Genomic DNA, 14,239 nt, shown 5'->3' on the forward strand with positions numbered 1-14,239 from the left:
CTTTCTTCTATTTGTAACTTTCCTTCCGATTGCCTATACTAGAAACATAAAGGAGGCGATCGTACGCGTGACTTATCGAACGATCCGACAAGATGGAGAAACGGAAATAGAAATCAAAAAATCGCGTTTCATCTGTTCGTTAAAACGAATCCAATCAGAAGATGAAGCCAAAGCGTTTATACAAGCCCTCAAAAAAGAACATTGGAAGGCGAATCATCATTGCAGCGCCTATGTATTGGGTGAAAACCATGAGATCCAACGCAGCAGTGATGATGGTGAACCTAGCGGCACCGCTGGAGTACCGATTTTAGAAGTATTGAAGAAAAATGACTTGATCAATATGGTCGCTGTCGTTACCCGCTACTTCGGTGGAACGAAACTTGGCGCTGGCGGATTGATCCGCACTTATTCCAGTTCAGCTTCCGCTGGCATCAAGGCGGTGGGAATCGTCGAAGGCGTTTTGCATCAAGAGCTTGCATTGACCATTGATTATCCCCTTTTAGGTAAGCTGCAAAACTATTTAGAACTGCAGAACATCTACGTAAAAGACATTGCTTATACCGAGAAAATCGTTGTTACCTTAATGATTCCCGAAGCAACGCTTGCCGACCAAGAAGCCGCTTTGATTGATTTGCTGCAAGGGCAAGTGCAGCTAAACAAAGGCAAGACCGAATATGTAGAGCGCCTCATCGAGGAGCCAACCGAGTAACTATGCAGGACAAGCACCTGTCAGGTTTGCTCTTTTCCTCAAAGCACGGACTCTAATGCCGCTTGCTGCAGCGAATGCAGGAACGCCCAATCGTTGAAAAACCGAATTGACCGATGCGGAGCAACAGCACGTATGCTCGCAGTGTCCTTTCGGCTTTTTCGCGTCTTTTTTGTTTCCAGCCGTCTCAGGCAGCTTATTTTTCCATATAAAATTCGAAACGATTGCCGACATATTGGGTGCGCACATATTCAAATGGTTGCCCATCTTCAAATGAAGTGATTTGCCGCATACGTAAAATCGCATCGCCGCGTTTGATTTGTAAGTAATCGGCAATCTGTTCCGATGCGACCATGGCTGAAATCGTCTGTGAAGCGCCGCCGATTTTCCGTTGTCCTTTTTCCTCTAAAACTTTATAGAGGGAAGAGATGATCTCCTCCTTGCTAAAGTCATGAATAAACTTTTCAGGGATACTCGCTACTTCAAAACAGATCGGCACATCATCCGCATACCGAATCCGCTCCATCCGTAAAATCGTTTCGTGTCCTTCTAATTGCAGCTTTTCCATCTCACTGGAGCTAGGTGCAGTCAAGAAATAAGCGACCGCTTTGCTGGAAGGCTTACGACCAAGAGAATTCATAATTTCGGTAAAACTCGTCGTGCCCGTCATTTTCTCTTGTACTTTTTGGCGAGCGACATAAGTGCCAGAACCGATTTTGCGCTCAAGAATCCCCTCATCCGCTAAGGTTTGGATCGCTTGCCGCAACGTCATGCGACTCACGCCGAATTGTTTTGACAACTCCCGTTCTGAAGGCAGACGATCCCCGATTTTGTATGTATTGTTTTCGATATTGGCTTTGATTTGATCATGAATCTGGATATAAACAGGTAATTTTTCCACCACTACACATTCCTCCGTTCCCCTCCTATTATAACTGGTATATACCTAAATAGCTAATAAAAAAAGCAAAAACTGCTCTGTTTTTCTCCATTTGTGCGAATTCTTTCCCCATTTTATAGGCAGAAAAAGAAGTTATCACAAATTGTCCAAACAAGAGCAGTCCCTTTGCTTTTAAATTGGTTCGGTCGCTGGCTTGAGAATTTATTCAGCCAACGCTTTATTGGCAGTTGCCATGAGCAAGCGAATGCGATTCAATTGATTGACGATCGAGACACCTGGATCGTAATCAATCGCTGCAATGTTCGCCTGTGGGTATTGGCGACGCAGCTCTTTCATGACGCCTTTTCCTACTACATGGTTAGGCAGACAGCCAAATGGTTGCAGACAAATGATATTGTTGACATTATTTTCCAACAGATCGATCATCTCACCGGTCAAGAACCAGCCTTCTCCCGTATGATTGCCGATGGAAACAATCTCGCTCGCTTGCTCCGCAAGCTGATGGATCGAATGGATACCATCAAAACGCGTTGACGCCCTAAGTGCTTTATCCATCGGTTTTTGGAGCCGTTCAATCGCCATGATCGCAAAATCAGCGATCATTTTACTTTTCTTCGCCATCCCCAAATGCTCGTAGCGCCAAATCTGATTGTAGAGGGAATAATTCATGAAGCCGACAATATCCGGTACGACCGCTTCCGCTCCTTCTGCTTCTAACAGGCGAACGACATCGTTATTAGCTGTCGGTGAATATTTCACTAAAATCTCTCCCACGACTCCGACACGCGGCTTCTTGATATCTCTTATCGGCACTTGATCAAAGTCTTGAATGATTTTCTTCATATTGCGATTAAAGAGGCTGAAGGAGCCATTGCGGACATTTTTGGCAATTTTTTCCAGCCATTCTTGGTGGAGCCGATCGACAGCCCCTGCTTCTTGCTCATATGGACGGGTGCGATAAACGACCCGTTCAAAGAGATCTCCGTATAAAAATGCCACCGCCAAGCGTTTCATCATCGGCAAGGTAAAGTGAAAGCCAGGATTTGATTCAACACCAGTATTGCCCATCGAAATAGATACCACCGGTACTTGCGGAAATCCTGCATCGTTCAATGCTTTACGTAACAAGGGAATATAGTTCGTTGCGCGACACCCACCGCCCGTCTGGGTCATCAATACGCTGGTGTTTTCGACGTCATATTCCCCGCTTTGTAACGCTTCTACCAGCTGTCCAATGGAAATGATGGCCGGGTAGCAGGCATCGTTATTGACAAAGCGCAAACCGACATTGACTGCTTCTCGATCTTCACTGGGCAGACAGACCACTTGATACCCAGAAGCCTGCAAAGCGACATCTACTAATCCGCTTTGGTGGATGGGACTCAACATCGGCAATAAGAGCGTGTGCTGCTTGCGCATTTCTTTGGTAAAAATAATCTTTGCTGGTTCCTCGTATTGCTTTTTAGGAACAAAGTGCTGTTTATCCCGTTCGTTGACTGCTGCTTTCAAGGAACGCAACCGAATCCGAATCGCCCCAAGGTTTGCACCCTCATCGATTTTCAACACCGTATACAGCTTGCCATATTGCGCCATGATCTCTTCGACTTGATCGGTGGTCACTGCATCGATCCCGCAGCCGAAGGAGTTTAATTGAACCAATTCCAACTGCTTGTTTTTCGCCACCACTCGTGCAGCCGCATACAACCGTGAATGATAGACCCATTGATCCACGACCCGCAGATCGCCGACATTTGCTAAATGAGCAATACTGTCCTCGGTCAGTACATGAAAGCCTTCTTGGGTAATGACTTCCGCTATCCCATGGTTGATTTCAGGGTCCAAATGATACGGTCTTCCAGATAAAACGATCCCTTTTTGGTTGGTCGTCATCAGCATTCGCAGCGTTTCTTCTCCCCGTTGCGCAATATCTGCTTTGAACTGATCTAGTTCCTCGAAGCCGCTGCGCAGCGCTTGGGCAATTTCGTCTTCAGAAAAACCAAAATCTTGAAACGTCCCCGTTAAGGTTTTGGCCATTGAGGCTTCATCTGCCAGATTTAAAAATGGACAGCGGTAGTCAACCGCCCCTTCACGAATCGCATCGACGTTGTTACGAATCACTTCTGGATAGCTTTGTACGATTGGACAGTTAAAATGATTTTCAGCGGCAGTGTTCTCTACTCGCTCAAAAATGACTCCTGGATAAAAGATCAACGGTATGTTTTGATCGATCAGTGCTTGGATGTGTCCATGGGCTAGTTTGGCTGGGTAACAAACGGTATCGCTAGGAATCGTTTCGATCCCTTGCTCATATAGTTCTTTATTAGAACGCGGCGACAAGGTTACTCGAAACCCTAACTGGGTGAAAAAGGTATGCCATAGCGGATAATTTTCATAAAGATTCAACACTCTTGGTAAGCCGATTTCCCCATGGAGGGCATCTTTTTTACGCAAAGAACGGTACTTGAACAAGCGGCGGTATTTTTCATCCACGAGATTGACTTTGCGGTCTTCTTTTTTGATTTTGATCCGCGCACCACGTTCGCAGCGATTCCCCGTAATGAATTTTCGACCATCCGAAAAGAGGGTCACGGTTAATAAACAATTGTTTTCGCAAAGACCGCAATTTGTAAATTCTTTTTCTGCTTGAAAATCGGCCATTTCTGCAGGAGACAACAACGTACTGACATCGTCGATCGCCGCTTCTTCTAACGCGATCAACGCCGCCCCATAAGCGCCCATCAAGCCAGCGATCGATGGTCGTACGACTTCACGGCCGCTGATCAATTCAAAGGCGCGCAGAACCGCTTCATTATAGAAAGTCCCTCCTTGGCAGACGATTTTCTCGCCAAGATCTTCGGGGCGCCGAACCTTGATCACTTTATAGATAGCATTCTTTATGACCGAGTAAGACAAGCCAGCCGAAATGTCGCCAACAGAGGCTCCTTCTTTTTGGACCTGTTTGACTTTTGAGTTCATAAAGACGGTACAACGCGAACCCAGGTCAACCGGCGCTTGGGCTTTTGTCGCTGCCAGCGCAAATTCTTTGACATCCTGATTCATAGATTTGGCAAAGGTCTCAATGAACGAGCCGCATCCTGACGAACAGGCTTCATTTAGCTGAATCGAAGAAAGTGCACCGTCTTTGACTGTCATCGCCTTCATGTCTTGCCCACCAATGTCCAGGATAAAATCAACCCCTGGCTGGAAATGTTCAGCAGCTTTGTAATGGGCCATCGTTTCGACTTCACCGATATCGACCTTCAGTGCATGTTTGATCAGATGCTCACCGTACCCTGTGATCGTTGACTTTGCGATGTAAACGTCAGAAGGCATCTGACGATAAAGCTCTTGTAAAACCGCCATCGTTGTCGCTAACGGCTCGCCTTCATTGTTGCCATAAAAAGAAAACAACAAATCCCCTGCATCATTGATCAAGACGACTTTCGTTGTCGTTGATCCAGCATCGATACCCAAATAAGCAGCACCTTTATGCTCCGACAAAGGTTTTTCTGCAGCAACCGCTTGGGCATGGCGGGCACGAAAAGCAGCCAGTTCTGCTTCGTCTTTGAATAAAGGATCTAGCGTATCTGTTGGCGCAAGTGTGCCGTCTTCTTCATTGGCTAAGCGGTCGCATAGTACAGAAAGCTGCTGCGCTTCTTCTGCATACAGTGCAGCCCCCATCGCCACAAACAGTTCTGGGTTCTCGGGAAAAATGATATCTGCTTCTTGCAGGTTCAACGTATCGATAAATCGTTGACGCAATTCCGACATAAACGTCAGTGGACCGCCTAAGAAGGCTACCTTGCCTTTGATTTTACGACCAGCAGCTAAGCCAGCAATCGTTTGATTGACCACCGCTTGAAAAATACTCGCAGCAATGTCCGCTTTTGCCGCTCCTTCATTGATCAGCGGCTGCACATCAGTTTTGGCAAAGACCCCGCAGCGTGAGGCAATCGGATAAAGGGTTTGGTATCCCTTGGCTAGCTCATTGACCCCATTGGCATCCGTTTTCAATAAAACCGCCATCTGATCAATAAACGCACCGGTCCCACCGGCACAACTGCCATTCATCCGCTGCTCCAACGCACCTTCAAAAAAGGTGATCTTCGCATCTTCACCGCCTAATTCGATCGCCACATCCGTTTCTGGGATCACTGTCTCGACTGTTTTGGTACAAGCGATGACCTCTTGGACAAAAGGGATCCGCAAAACTTCTGCCAGCCCCATTCCGCCTGATCCGGTAATCGCCAGCGCAACTGGCTGATCTTGGATTACTGCTTGCGCTTCTTTAATAATTTTTTCCGCTGCCTTTTGGATGTCTGCATAGTGTCGTTCATACCTTGAAAAACACGTTTGATTGCGTTCATCTAACAGAACCATCTTGACCGTTGTTGAACCGACATCGATGCCCGCCTTATATTTTTTCATTTGTTGCCTCCATCTAAACAACACTTTGTTGATTATCTAACAAGCCGTTTGTTATAATACTTATGTTCATTGTAATTCTTTTAATTGATAATTCAACAAACAATTCCAACGAAGGTGTGGGATAAACAACAATTAGACGTTTTTTGTCGTTTATTTTGAAAGGAAATTCACAATATGAAAAAATTGGATTTACGTGTCAAACGAACCAATAAGTACATTATTGAAGCCTTTATTCGCTTAGTTGAAGAAAAAGGCTTCGAGCAAGTGACTGTCCAAAATATCGCAGACGAAGCCATGATCAACCGCGCGACCTTCTATGCCCATTACAAAGACAAGCAAGACTTGTATGAAAAAATATTTGACTTGGCCGTCGAATCTTTTACCTCGATCCTTGACTTTGAAGATTTCGTTCAAGGCAATCGAATCAAGATCCGTAAAATCGAAGCGGCCATGACCGAACTTTTTATACACATTCAAAAGAATCGCTCTTTTTATTTGACGATCATGGATGCCTCTGCCATTGAGATCATTCGTAAAAAACTGGGGCTGATTTTAACGGAACGGTATCAAGAGATCTTTTCAACCTTGAAGATTACAGAAGGCGATCTTGAAGTGCCCTTAGACTTCATCATTGATTATATGACCTCAATATTTGTTGGCACGCTGCATTGGTGGCTAACGGCAGAAACAACGATGCACGCCGACCATTTAGCAAAACTCGTCATCAAACTAGTGGCAAACGGTCACCTAACTGTCTTGGGGATTGAAATTGAGGAATAAAAAAAGAAACTGCCTATATGCAGTTTCTCTCATACCAATTGCCCTTTAATCAATGATTTTTTGCGCGCCATTTGATCGTGTCTTTTGTCTTACGCTGTTTAGTTACTTTGATTCCTTTTGGAGCCACACGAATCGCATAGTCTTCCTTTTTGACAACGTCATAGACATGCTCGGCAACTTCCGTTACTTTTTCTTTTAGATTCAGTTTAAATTTCATGTGTTTTCATCTCCCGAATGCTTTACTACTAGCGTATCGCAAATAAAAAAAATCTTCAACTTATAGCCCTTCCTCAAACCAAAAAAAATAATGGTTAAATAACGAAAAAAACAGCAAGACTACTTGCTGTTTTTTTTTGCGTATTCATCTGACTGGGGTAGCTGGATTCGAACCAACGCATGACGGAGTCAAAGTCCGTTGCCTTACCGCTTGGCTATACCCCAATAATGGTGGAGGAGAGTGGATTCGAACCACTGAACCCTAAGGAACGGATTTACAGTCCGTCGCGTTTAGCCACTTCGCTACTCCTCCAAAAGGTTTTTCTCAAACCTGACAATAGTTATAATACCGAAAAAGATAACAAATTGCAAGAGCAAAAAGTAAATTTTTCTAGAAATTATTCATGTAAATTCCATTGGCGAATAATCATCTCGATCGCAGCTTCTAAACTTCTGCTTGAACCTAGATCTTCATCCCCTAAAAAGCTTTGAAATTCTTTCGGTCCAGTCGTTAAAATCTCACCGATACGTTTTTTATCAATAAATAATTCATTGACGGTATAGTCTTTGCCATGAATGGCTTTCGTTGTTTCTTCAATACGGACTTCGATATCTTTATTTTTCTTAGACATGATTGCACCTCTTTCTTTACAGCACCTTCCTATTTTAACAGAAAACCAGCAAAAGAAAAAGAAAATCTCATCTGGAACGAAAAAAAGTAGTCAATCGTTGTGATCGACTACTTTTGCTGCTTTGTCTCATTTCTGGTTCGTCAAGACAGCACTGGTTACGGTATACCCCGCATCGCTTAAGATTTTCTCAATCGCTGCGACTTGGCGCGACTCTACTTGGATCTCAACAATCGTTTTTAGCGCCATCCGATTGACTACGATGGTCAAAATACTCATCTGATGATCGGCAAGCAGCTTGGTCACGTCTGCTAACACGCCTACATGGTCATCCGTGATCTCGATGGACACTCGGGTTCCACCATCATGGTAGCCAGTGATTTTCAAAAAGGCATCGAAAATATCATTGTTGGTAATGATTCCCACTAGGGTATCATCATCCATGACTGGTAAAACCCCCACGTTTTCACTACGCATGACGGAAATGGCGTCCTCTAATAGTGCATCTGGTTCAATCGTGGTCACTTTTTTCAACATGATATCAGCGACAGTCGTTTTATTTAAGAGATAGTTCATTTCATAAACGCTTAAGCTTGTCGCTTTTGAGGGAGTTGCTTCAGCGATCGTTCCTTCTGTGATCAACCCTACTAATTTACCATCGTCAACGACGGGCAGACGGTGGATATCGTGTTGCTTCATTAAATCTACTGCATCAAAGATCGGTGTCTGCGAATCGACGGTGACGACCGTCTTCGTCATAAAATCACTTACACTCATTGTTTAGCCTCCTAGATACGCTTTTCTTACTTCATCACTTGCTAGTAATTCTTCTCCAGTACCTTCTAAAACGATTTTCCCCGTTTCTAATACATAGCCGCGATCGGCAATCGATAAAGCCATTTTTGCATTTTGTTCAATCAGCAGCACAGTCGTTCCTTGCTGCTTGATTTCTTGAATGATTGAAAAAATTTCTTTGATAAAAATCGGTGCCAAGCCCATCGAGGGCTCATCCAGCAAAAGCAAGCGCGGTTTTGACATCAATGCCCGCCCCATTGCCAACATCTGCTGCTCACCGCCAGATAATGTCGACGCATCTTGCGAGAGGCGTTCTTTCAATACAGGAAACTTGCGGTAAACTTGTTCATAGTCTTCTTTGACACCACTGTCTTTACGCAAGAAGGCGCCCATCTCTAAGTTTTCTTGAACCGTCAATCCTGAAAAGACGTGCCGCCCTTCTGGCACTTGCGACAAGCCGTTTGCGACGATTTTTTGCGGTGCTTCTTTCTCAATTCGTTTTCCTTCAAAAGTGACTGAGCCATTTGAGGGGCGGATCAATCCAGAAATCGTCCGTAAAATCGTGGTTTTCCCTGCACCATTGGCACCAATCAGTGAAACGATCTCCCCTTGATTGACGTGGAAGGAAACATCATGGACCGCTTGGATCATGCCGTAGTGTACACTTAAATTTTGAATTTCCAGCATCAGATTTCCCCTCCTAGATAAGCTTCGATCACCCGCGGATTGTTTTTGATCTCTTCTGGTTCACCGTGGGCGATGACTTGGCCGTATTCCAGCACATAGATCCGTTCGCACACTTCCATGACCAAACTCATATCATGCTCAATCAAGAGGATCGTCAATTGAAAATCTTTTTGGATCTTATAGATCAACTTTGTCAGTTCTGTTGTTTCTTGAGGATTCATCCCCGCAGCCGGCTCGTCAAGAAACAGAATTTTTGGTTCTGTAGCCAATGCGCGTACGATCTCTAACCGACGCTGCTCGCCATAAGGCAAATTTTTCGCTAACGTTTGACTTTTGCCATCCATATCAAAGATCCGTAACAGCTCTAAGGCTTTTTTCTTCATGGACGCTTCGTTTTTGTAGTACTTTGGCAAACGCAGGATGCTAGTCAGCAGTCCTTCTTTATGCTTACTGTTCATAGCGATCAAGACGTTGTCCATCACAGTCAAATTTTTAAACAAGCGAATGTTTTGGAAGGTTCTTGAAAGACCTAAATCCGCAATTTTATAGGGCTTCACGCCATTTAAACGTTTTGGCTTACCTTGGGTCTCAAAAAGCACTTCCCCTTCACTAGGTTCATACACACCTGTCAGGAGATTAAAGAGCGTTGTCTTGCCAGCACCGTTTGGTCCAATCAATCCGACCAGCTCATTGGTATCTAAATGGAGGTCTACATGAGAAACAGCAGCTAAACCGCCAAAGTTTTTCGTTAAGCTTTTAACTTCTAATAGAGGCATCGTTGTCATCCCCCTTTTTTCTAAATTTATCCAGCAGTCCTTTTACGGAGAATTCCCATGTCCCTAAAAGTCCGCTTGGTTTAAAGATCATGATGATGATCAAAGCCAATGCATAAATGATCATGCGCAAATCAGAGAAGCCTTGCAAGTACATATTTAAGATTCCTAGCACTACTGCCGAAACAACTGCTCCTGTGGTACTCCCAAGCCCTCCAAAAACGACGATGATCAATACATCGATCGATTTCATAAAACCGTAATCTCGTGGGAAAACCGACTGCTGATAGCTGGCATAAAGGGTACCAGCAATGCTTGCCATCACTGCCCCCATTACAAACGCAATTACCTTGTATTTCGTTGTGTTGACCCCCATTGATTCTGCAGCGATCTCATCTTCCCGAATCGCTAAAGTCGCCCGACCCGGTCCGCTATGGATAAAGTTTGACACGACAAGAATCGATAAAACGGCAAAGAGAAAGACGATCTGCCAATTACTGAATTGGGGCAATCCGAAAATTCCAGCAGGACCATTGGTCAAGCCTCGTAGGTTCACCAACAAGATCCGAATGATCTCTGCCACACCTAGGGTAGCGATCGCTAGATAGTCGCCTTTTAAACGGAGAGTCGGAATCCCAACCACTAATGCGACTGCACCTGAAACCAGCATCCCCACCAGTAAACCAGTTAAAAAGCCACCAAAGGTTGGATTGCTTGCCGACAGGATCGCGCCAGCATAAGCACCGATTGCCATAAATCCAGCATGTCCTAAGGAGAATTGCCCTGAAAAGCCGATGATCAGATTCAAACTGACTGCCAAGATGATATTGATTCCGATATTGACGATGATGGCATCAGAGAACAAATTGATCATTCCGCCATTGTAGGCTGCAAATAATCCAAAATAAAGAATAGCTGCCAGAGCGAGCCAGATTAAGTTGTAACGTAAATTCTTTTTCATTTCTGCCACCTACACTTTCTCTTTGATATTTTTGCCGAGGATCCCAGCTGGACGAACCAACAATATAATTATTAAAATGACATACACTAAAGCATCCTTATAATCAGAAAAACCAAGCGCTGTCGCTGCTGTTTCCACCAAACCGATCACAAAGCCACCTAAGGCTGCTCCAGGAATGATCCCGATCCCGCCAAGAACCGCTGCAACAAAAGATTTCAGACCAGGAACGACGCCCATTGATGGATCAATGGAATTATAATACAAACCGATCAGCATCCCGCCAGCTGCAGCCAAAGCCGAGCCTAAGGCAAAGGTAAAGGAAATCGTTCGATTGACATTGATCCCCATCAAACGCGCTGCATCTGCATCAACACTTACTGCCCGCATCGCTTTTCCCATACGGGTCTTTTTCACGATCAATTGCAAGAGAATCATTAAGGTAACCGAAACAGCCAAGATCAATAACTGGACATTACTTACTTGAACAAACCCGATGGAATAAGTTTGTCGTTCAATCGCTTGCGGAAAGGGGCGCACATTGGCTGAAAAGAAAAAGATCATGACATTTTGCAAAAAATAAGAAACCCCGATTGCCGTGATCAGTGCCGAAATTCGCGTGGAATTGCGTAAGGGACGATACGCTAAAAATTCGATCGTTACCCCAAGAGCTGCACTGGCGATCATTGAAATGAACAACGCGGGGAAAAACCCTAATTGCCATTGATTGATCAAAAAGTAACCGATAAAACTACCGATCATGTAAACTTCTCCGTGGGCGAAGTTGATCAACTTGATGATGCCATACACCATCGTATAACCCAACGCTAACAAGGCATAGATACTGCCTAGAAACAAGCCGTTGATCAATTGTTGGATCATCATTTCCATATACTCACTTCCAATATCATTTATTATGGTCATTCTTTTAGAGAAAAGAAACTGAGACAAACACATCAGGTCTGTCCCAGTTTTCACTGCCAAACAACTGCGGGTTTTTTAAGGTTCCACAGTGTCTGCTGAGGTTTCTTTCCCGTCAGTCAATCCTAAAACAACTGCTGATTTTTCAGGGTTATGATTTTCATCCATCGTGATTTCACCGGTCACACCGACAAAGTCTTTCAGTTCAGACAAACCAGCTGCGATCGCCAATGAATCTGCTGAGTTTTGATCTTCGATCGCTTGTTTGATCATATAAACGGCATCATAGGCTAATGCATTAAAAGCAGAAGGCTCTTTGCCATATTTTTCATTGAAAGCTGCCACAAACGGCTCAACTTTGTCGTTTGCTGGTGCTTTGGTAGAGAAGTGACCTGTATAGTAAACATTGCTGACATTTTCTGCACCAGCTGTTTGAACCATTTTTTCATCACCGAATCCATCCGCACCAATGATTGCTTGATCAATTCCTAATTCTCGCGCTTGCTTGATGATCAAACCAGCTTCTGTGTAGTAGCCTGGAATGAACAAGACATCGAAGTCGACATCTTTGATTCTTGTAAGAACTGCTTGGAAATCTTTGTCGCCTTCAGTAAAGTTATCCTCTAAGACGATTTCGCCTGGGTAGCTTTCTTTAAATGCTTCCGTCAAACCAATTGCGTAGTCACTTGAGTTATCACCCAAGATTACGGCTTTTGAAGCATCCAAATTTTCTGCTGCATATTTTGCCAAGATTGTTCCTTGGAAGCTATCTTGGAAACAAGAACGGAATGCAAATTCTTGGACTTTTCCACTGGTGTAAGTAATCGCATCATCGGTACCTGAAGGAGTGACCATCGGTACTTGGGCTCTCGTCACATTCGGTAAAGCCGCCTTTGTGGCACCTGAAGTTGCTGGTCCAATAATGGCAACGACTTTATCATTGGTTGCTAAGTTGGCTGCTACTGTCGCAGCTTCATTGTTATCTGATTTGTTATCTTTCGAAATGATTTCAATTTGTTTTCCAAGAACGCCGCCGGCAGCATTGATTTCTTCGACTGCCAAGTCGATCCCCTCTTTTTCAGCCGTCCCATAAGCAGCAACTGCTCCAGACAACTCTAAGTTGGCACCAATCTTAATGGTATCTCCCTCTTGTTTATTGCCACCTTCAGCAGCACCACTGCTATCCGTTGGTCCACCTGTTGGTCCTGCACTACAAGCTGTCAATAAAAACAAACTCGCAAACAAAAATGCAAATTTCTTTTTCATAATTTTCCTCTCCTTTACTTCCCCTGAATATGTTATCCAATATACTGAAAAATCTAGGAAATGTCAACGAATTATCAGAATATTTCACCTATTCAGAATTTATTTTTTTCGCCGATAAAAAATGGTGCTTTTAAAACATTGATCCAGCAACAATGGAATCGCTTTTCTAATTTTCGGATAAAAAGAAAAGCAAGCAAAGGTTTTTCCCCTTTGCTTGCTACCGATACGCTTTGATTTGATACTTTTTTCTTCAAACGGACGTTTGAAAACATTACATCCTCATGTTAGCGGCTATTTCGTGGATACAATGCTTGAAAATTTGCCGCCGCCCCAACTAAATTGGCATCATTGCGATAGTCACATAGCTTGATCAGTGGGACGAAATCATTTAATGCTTGATCCGCCAACATTTTTTTCAAGCGCTGGTCAACTTCTTCTAACAAGCCTTTTTTGGCACTGACACCACCGCCGATAATGATCACTTCAGGATCAAAAGCAAACTGAATACTGAACAGTCCTTGTGCTAAATAGTTGTAAAATTTATTGACTTCCTCGATCGCAATGGCATCGCCATCTTCTGCACGTTGAAAGACCTCTTCACCGGTAATCGTCGTTCGATCCACTCCGATCCGATCACAATACCGCCAGGCCATTTGAACCGCTGTCCCTAGTTGCGAAAATGTTTTGCCTTGATCTAGGATCATCAACCCAAACTCGCCACCGTATAAATGTGCCCCACGGACTAGCTCACCATTTTGAAACAGGGTACCGCCAACGCCTGTTCCGATCACAACGAAGGCTGCTTGCTGATACTCTTTGCCCGCTCCTTGATAAAATTCAGCCATCCCAGCGCAATTGGCATCATTTTCGATGGTTACGGGTACCCCAAACGCTGCTTCGAGTTCTGAGTAAATATCAAACCCATGGATATAAGGGATCGCACTAATGCCGTCGATCCGCCGTTCTTGGGCATTGACCGCACCTGGCGCACTGATTCCAACGCCTTCAATCTCTTCATCTACGCTTGCCCTCACTTGCTGCAGCTGTGCTTTCATTTCCTCCCAAGTATTTGGAGTAGTGAATTTCCCTTTACTCACCAAAGAATCTTGTGCCCAGACGCCATATTTTACTGCTGAACCACCCATATCAAAGACTAAAATCGCCATTTTTTTCCCTCAA

The 14,239-nt window shown here is 44.2% G+C and carries 13 protein-coding genes and 2 tRNA genes; 2 read left to right on the forward strand and 13 right to left on the reverse strand.

Annotated elements, in window-relative coordinates; genetic code table 11:
* The first annotated feature begins 67 nt into the window (after nucleotides 1–67).
* Nucleotides 68–709, forward strand: a complete 642-nt coding sequence (locus tag IGI96_RS02755) for a YigZ family protein (protein WP_438784815.1) — start codon at nucleotides 68–70, stop codon at nucleotides 707–709.
* Between the two features lie 193 nt (nucleotides 710–902).
* Here the strand turns inward: IGI96_RS02755 and IGI96_RS02760 are convergent, their stop codons facing one another.
* On the reverse strand, nucleotides 903–1,610 hold the full coding sequence (locus IGI96_RS02760; RefSeq protein WP_005228765.1) for a GntR family transcriptional regulator: 708 nt from the start codon (nucleotides 1,608–1,610) through the stop codon (nucleotides 903–905).
* A gap of 198 nt (nucleotides 1,611–1,808) precedes the next feature.
* Complete coding sequence (locus IGI96_RS02765; RefSeq protein WP_086337983.1) at nucleotides 1,809–6,035, reverse strand: 2-hydroxyacyl-CoA dehydratase; 4,227 nt, start codon at nucleotides 6,033–6,035, stop codon at nucleotides 1,809–1,811.
* A 174-nt stretch (nucleotides 6,036–6,209) separates the two neighbouring features.
* Here IGI96_RS02765 and IGI96_RS02770 point away from each other — a divergent pair, with 174 nt between their 5' ends.
* Entirely contained in the window at nucleotides 6,210–6,815 is a 606-nt protein-coding gene (locus IGI96_RS02770; protein WP_086337982.1) for a TetR/AcrR family transcriptional regulator, read from the forward strand.
* A gap of 49 nt (nucleotides 6,816–6,864) precedes the next feature.
* Here IGI96_RS02770 and IGI96_RS02775 read toward each other — a convergent pair whose 3' ends face one another.
* The 11 genes from IGI96_RS02775 to IGI96_RS02825 all read right to left on the reverse strand — a co-directional run bounded on the left by IGI96_RS02775 (nucleotide 6,865) and on the right by IGI96_RS02825 (nucleotide 14,226).
* The gene (locus IGI96_RS02775; protein ID WP_005228760.1) at nucleotides 6,865–7,032 is read right to left on the reverse strand and encodes a hypothetical protein; all 168 of its coding nucleotides are present in this window, start codon (nucleotides 7,030–7,032) and stop codon (nucleotides 6,865–6,867) included.
* 152 nt (nucleotides 7,033–7,184) lie between these two features.
* A tRNA-Gln gene (locus IGI96_RS02780) sits at nucleotides 7,185–7,256 on the reverse strand.
* Between the two features lie 4 nt (nucleotides 7,257–7,260).
* A tRNA-Tyr gene (locus IGI96_RS02785) sits at nucleotides 7,261–7,344 on the reverse strand.
* An 85-nt stretch (nucleotides 7,345–7,429) separates the two neighbouring features.
* Nucleotides 7,430–7,663: a DUF2969 domain-containing protein gene (locus tag IGI96_RS02790; protein ID WP_438784816.1), complete on the reverse strand. Its 234-nt coding sequence runs from the start codon at nucleotides 7,661–7,663 to the stop codon at nucleotides 7,430–7,432.
* A gap of 126 nt (nucleotides 7,664–7,789) precedes the next feature.
* The gene (locus IGI96_RS02795) at nucleotides 7,790–8,437 is read right to left on the reverse strand and encodes a CBS and ACT domain-containing protein (protein WP_010749788.1); all 648 of its coding nucleotides are present in this window, start codon (nucleotides 8,435–8,437) and stop codon (nucleotides 7,790–7,792) included.
* Between the two features lie 3 nt (nucleotides 8,438–8,440).
* On the reverse strand, nucleotides 8,441–9,142 hold the full coding sequence (locus IGI96_RS02800) for an ABC transporter ATP-binding protein (RefSeq protein WP_015510178.1): 702 nt from the start codon (nucleotides 9,140–9,142) through the stop codon (nucleotides 8,441–8,443).
* Nucleotides 9,142–9,918: an ABC transporter ATP-binding protein gene (locus IGI96_RS02805; protein ID WP_015510179.1), complete on the reverse strand. Its 777-nt coding sequence runs from the start codon at nucleotides 9,916–9,918 to the stop codon at nucleotides 9,142–9,144. The genes IGI96_RS02800 and IGI96_RS02805 overlap by 1 nt, the downstream gene beginning before the upstream one ends.
* Nucleotides 9,899–10,876 (reverse strand): branched-chain amino acid ABC transporter permease, encoded by a 978-nt coding sequence (locus tag IGI96_RS02810; protein WP_005228744.1) that lies wholly within the window; start codon nucleotides 10,874–10,876, stop codon nucleotides 9,899–9,901. Before IGI96_RS02810 ends, IGI96_RS02805 begins: the two co-directional genes overlap by 20 nt.
* A gap of 9 nt (nucleotides 10,877–10,885) precedes the next feature.
* Nucleotides 10,886–11,764 (reverse strand): branched-chain amino acid ABC transporter permease, encoded by an 879-nt coding sequence (locus IGI96_RS02815; RefSeq protein ID WP_005228742.1) that lies wholly within the window; start codon nucleotides 11,762–11,764, stop codon nucleotides 10,886–10,888.
* A gap of 108 nt (nucleotides 11,765–11,872) precedes the next feature.
* Nucleotides 11,873–13,060 (reverse strand): ABC transporter substrate-binding protein, encoded by a 1,188-nt coding sequence (locus tag IGI96_RS02820; RefSeq protein WP_010749790.1) that lies wholly within the window; start codon nucleotides 13,058–13,060, stop codon nucleotides 11,873–11,875.
* A gap of 284 nt (nucleotides 13,061–13,344) precedes the next feature.
* Complete coding sequence (locus tag IGI96_RS02825) at nucleotides 13,345–14,226, reverse strand: ROK family protein (protein ID WP_005228730.1); 882 nt, start codon at nucleotides 14,224–14,226, stop codon at nucleotides 13,345–13,347.
* Nucleotides 14,227–14,239 lie beyond the last annotated feature (13 nt).

Origin of the sequence: Enterococcus sp. DIV0421 (assembly GCF_051713745.1) — a bacterium.
In the GTDB taxonomy this organism is placed as follows: Bacteria; Bacillota; Bacilli; order Lactobacillales; family Enterococcaceae; genus Enterococcus_D; species Enterococcus_D casseliflavus.